Source organism: Microbacterium sp. p3-SID336 (genome assembly GCF_025143365.1).
GTDB lineage: Bacteria > Actinomycetota > Actinomycetes > Actinomycetales > Microbacteriaceae > Microbacterium.
Window position 1 is genome coordinate 1 of the sequence record NZ_JALXPE010000108.1, and the last position, 4033, is coordinate 4033.

Annotated in this window: 3 protein-coding genes; 1 reads left to right on the plus strand and 2 read right to left on the minus strand. The window is 68.6% G+C overall.

What is annotated here, in order from left to right; genetic code table 11:
* Nucleotides 1-1304, minus strand: a 1304-nt coding sequence (locus M3C17_RS18750) for a class II 3-deoxy-7-phosphoheptulonate synthase (protein WP_259979564.1), incomplete at its 3' end; no start/stop codon positions are given.
* A gap of 46 nt (nt 1305-1350) precedes the next feature.
* Nucleotides 1351-2040, minus strand: coding sequence for a 1-acyl-sn-glycerol-3-phosphate acyltransferase (locus M3C17_RS18755; protein ID WP_259979565.1), 690 nt, complete (start codon nt 2038-2040; stop codon nt 1351-1353).
* 150 nt (nt 2041-2190) lie between these two features.
* Here M3C17_RS18755 and M3C17_RS18760 point away from each other — a divergent pair, with 150 nt between their 5' ends.
* Nucleotides 2191-4023 (plus strand): long-chain fatty acid--CoA ligase, encoded by a 1833-nt coding sequence (locus M3C17_RS18760; protein ID WP_259979566.1) that lies wholly within the window; start codon nt 2191-2193, stop codon nt 4021-4023.
* The last annotated feature ends 10 nt before the right edge of the window (nt 4024-4033 follow it).

Here is a 4033-nt window from a genome sequence, read left to right on the forward strand (position 1 = left end):
AGCTCCAGGGACTGCATGTGGTTCAGACGCGGGTCGCACAGGCTCTCGTAGCGCGTGGCCAGTGCGGCCTCGTCGATCTGCTCGGACCCGCCGAGGCATTCGGTCACGTCGTCGCCGGTCAGCTCCACGTGGATGCCGCCGGGGAAGGTGCCGACCGCACGGTGCGCCTCGAAGAAGCCGCGCACCTCGTCCACCACGTCATCGAAGCGCCGCGTCTTGTAGCCGGTCGGCGTCGTGATCCCGTTGCCGTGCATCGGATCGGTGACCCAGAGCGGCTGAGCCCCCGACTCCCGCACGGCGTCGAGCAGCGGCGGCAGGGCGTCGCGGATCTTCCCTGCGCCCATGCGGGTGATGAACGTGAGGCGCCCGGGCTCGCGCTCGGGGTCGAGCTTGTCGATGAGCGCCAGCGCCGTCTCCGGCGTGGTCGTGGGGCCGAGCTTCACGCCGATCGGGTTGCGGATCTTCGAGAAGTAGTCCACGTGCGCACCGTCGAGCTCCCGCGTGCGCTCCCCGATCCACAGGAAGTGGGCGGAGGTGTTGTACGGGGTGTCGGTGCGGGAGTCGATGCGCGTCATCGGGCGCTCGTAGTCCATGAGCAGGCCCTCGTGGCCGGTGAAGAACTCGACGCGCTTCAGCTCGTCGAAGTCGGCACCAGCGGCCTCCATGAACTTGATGGCGCGGTCGATCTCGGCGGCCATGCGCTCGTACCGCTGGTTGGCCGGGTTCTGCGCGAAGCCCTTGTTCCAGGAGTGCACCTCGCGGAGATCCGCGAATCCTCCCTGCGTGAAGGCGCGGATGAGGTTCAGGGTCGACGCCGCGGTGTGGTACCCCTGCAGCAGCCGCCCGGGGTCGGCCTGACGCGAGCCCTCGGTGAAGTCGTAGCCGTTCACGATATCGCCGCGGTACGCGGGCAGCGTGACCTCGCCGCGCGTCTCGGTGTCGCTGGAGCGCGGCTTGGCGAACTGGCCCGCCATGCGCCCCATCTTCACGACCGGCATCGAGGCGCCGTACGTGAGCACGACCGCCATCTGCAGCACCGTCTTGATGCGGTTGCGGATCTGCTCCGCGGTCGCACCCGCGAAGGTCTCGGCGCAGTCGCCGCCCTGAAGCAGGAAGGCCTGGCCGGAGGCGGCGCGGGCCAGACGGTCGCGGAGGTTGTCGACCTCGCCCGCGAAGACCAGCGGAGGCAGCGTGGCGATCTGCCGGGAGACGTCGGCGACGCGGTCGGCGTCAGGCCACTGCGGCTGCTGCTTGATGGGAAGCGAGCGCCAGGCATCAAGGGCGTCGATGTGGTGCGGGAGCATGCGTCCAGCCTACTGGGCGCCCGCACCCCGAGCTGCGCGCGAGGGGCTATGTGACGCGGCGCGGAAGCCGGTCCTTCACGGTGGAGGCGTAGACGTCCTCGTACTCCTGCTGACCCAGTCGCTGCAGCGCCACCATGATCTCGTCGGTGACGGAACGCAGGATGTAGCGGTCGTTCTCCATCCCGGCGTAACGGGAGAAGTCCAGGGGCTCCCCGATCACGATCCCGACCCGCATGACGCGCGGGATCCGGCGGCCGATGGGCATGGCGGTGTCGGTGTCGACCATGATGACGGGCACGACGGGGACCTTCGCCTCCAGCGCCATGCGCGCGATGCCGGTGCGGCCGCGGTAGAGCTTGCCGTCGGGACTCCTGGTGCCCTCGGGATAGATGCCGAGCAGCTCACCGCCGCCCAGCACCTGCAGTCCGGTGTTCAGCGACGCCTCGGACGCCTTGCCGCCGGACCGGTCGATCGGCAGCTGCCCCGTCGCCTTCATGAAGAACCTGGTCGCCCACCCCTTGAGGCCGCGCCCCGTGAAGTAGTCGCTCTTGGCGAGGAAGGACATCGGCCGGTCGATCACGAGCGGAAGGAAGATCGAGTCCGCGAAGGACAGGTGGTTGCTGGCGAGGATCGCGGCGCCGTTCGCAGGCACGTTCTTCCGGCCCACGATCCAGGGGCGGAAGACCGCCTTGACCACGGGGCCGATCACGACGTACTTCATCAGCCAGTAGAACATCGAGGTGAAGTCTAGCGTCGTGGGATCGCTCGGCCCCACCCCGTCTCCCTGGAGCGACCGGCGCGACTCAGTCCCACCCAGACAGCGACCGGGTGCCATGCCCTAGACTCGGAGGAACACCCGTGCCCGACCGGTACCGAAGGAGCTGCCGTGGTCCAGTTTGAAGTCCCCGCGATCGTCCCCGCCGATCCCGACGCGAACGTCGCCGACCTGCTCGCCAAGCGGGTGGAAGCCACGCCCGACCGCCCCCTGTTCGCAGTGCCCCAGGGCGACGGCTGGCGCGACATCTCGGCAGCGGACTTCGAGACCGCCGTGATCGCCCTCGCGAAGGGCTTCGCGGCGGCGGGCATCCAGCCGGGTGAGAAGGTCGGCTTCCTCGCCCGCACCACCTACGAGTGGACCCTCGTCGACTTCGCGCTCTTCTACGCCGGTGCCGTGATGGTGCCGATCTACGAGACGAGCTCGCCGTCGCAGATCCAGTGGATCCTCGAGGACTCCGGAGCGATCGCCCTGATCGTCGAGTCGCCCGACCACTTCGCCCGCGTCGACGAGGTGCGCGGAGACCTCCCGCTGCTGCGCGAGGTGTGGCAGCTCCATCTCGGAGCGATCGACACGCTCACCGCGCAGGGCGCCGGCATCACCGACGACGAGATCCACCGTCGCCGCAACCTCGCGGTCGGGTCGGACATCGCGACGCTCATCTACACCTCCGGTTCCACGGGCCGCCCCAAGGGCTGCGTCCTCACCCACAGCAACTTCGTCGAGCTGTCCCGCAACTCCGCCAAGGCGCTCGACGAGGTCGTGCAGACCCCCGGCTCCTCGACGCTGCTGTTCATCACGACCGCCCACGTCTTCGCGCGGTTCATCTCGATCCTGAACATCCACGCGGGCGTCCGCACCGGACACCAGCCGGACACCCGCCAGCTGCTCCCCGCGCTCGGGTCGTTCAAGCCCACGTTCCTCCTCGCGGTCCCCCGTGTCTTCGAGAAGGTCTACAACTCGGCCGAGCAGAAGGCCGAGGCCGGGGGCAAGGGCAAGATCTTCCGCGCCGCTGCGGACGTCGCCATCGAGCACTCCAAGCTGCTCGAAGCCGGCAAGAAGATCCCCTTCGGCATGAAGCTCAAGTTCGCTCTCTTCAACAAGCTCGTCTACAGCAAGCTGCGCGAGGCGATGGGCGGCCGCGTCTCCTATGCGGTCTCCGGCTCCGCTCCGCTGGGCGCCCGCCTCGGGCACTTCTTCCACAGCCTCGGCGTCGTCATCCTGGAGGGCTACGGACTGACCGAGACCACGGCTCCGGCCACCGTCAACCTCGCCGACAAGTCCAAGATCGGCACCGTCGGTCCTGCCCTTCCCGGTGTCGGCATCCGGCTCGCCGATGACGGGGAGATCGAGGTGCGCGGCATCAACGTCTTCAAGGAGTACTGGAACAACCCTGAGGCCACCGCGGAGGCCTTCAGCGACGGCGGCTGGTTCCACACCGGCGACATCGGCAGCTTCGACGCCGAGGGCTTCCTGACCATCACGGGCCGCAAGAAGGAGATCATCGTGACGGCGGGCGGCAAGAACGTCGCCCCGGCCGCGCTGGAGGACCCGATCCGCGCGAACCCGATCGTCGGCCAGGTCGTGGTCGTCGGCGACCAGCGGCCGTTCATCTCGGCGCTCGTGACGCTCGACCCGGAGATGCTGCCGACCTGGCTCGCGAACAACGGGCTGAACGAGAAGATGTCGCTCGCCGAGGCGTCCACCAACGCCGCGGTGCGCGCCGAGGTGCAGCGCGCCGTCGACGCCGCGAACCAGCGGGTGTCGCGGGCGGAGTCGATCCGCAAGTTCACGATCCTCGATTCCGAGTGGACCGAGGCCTCCGGCCACCTCACGCCGAAGCTGTCGATCAAGCGGAACATCATCATGAACGACTTCGCCGACGAGATCGCCGCCATCTACGACGAGCCCGTCGCCACCACCAACGTGGCCATCGGCGGCTGACGCCGAGAAC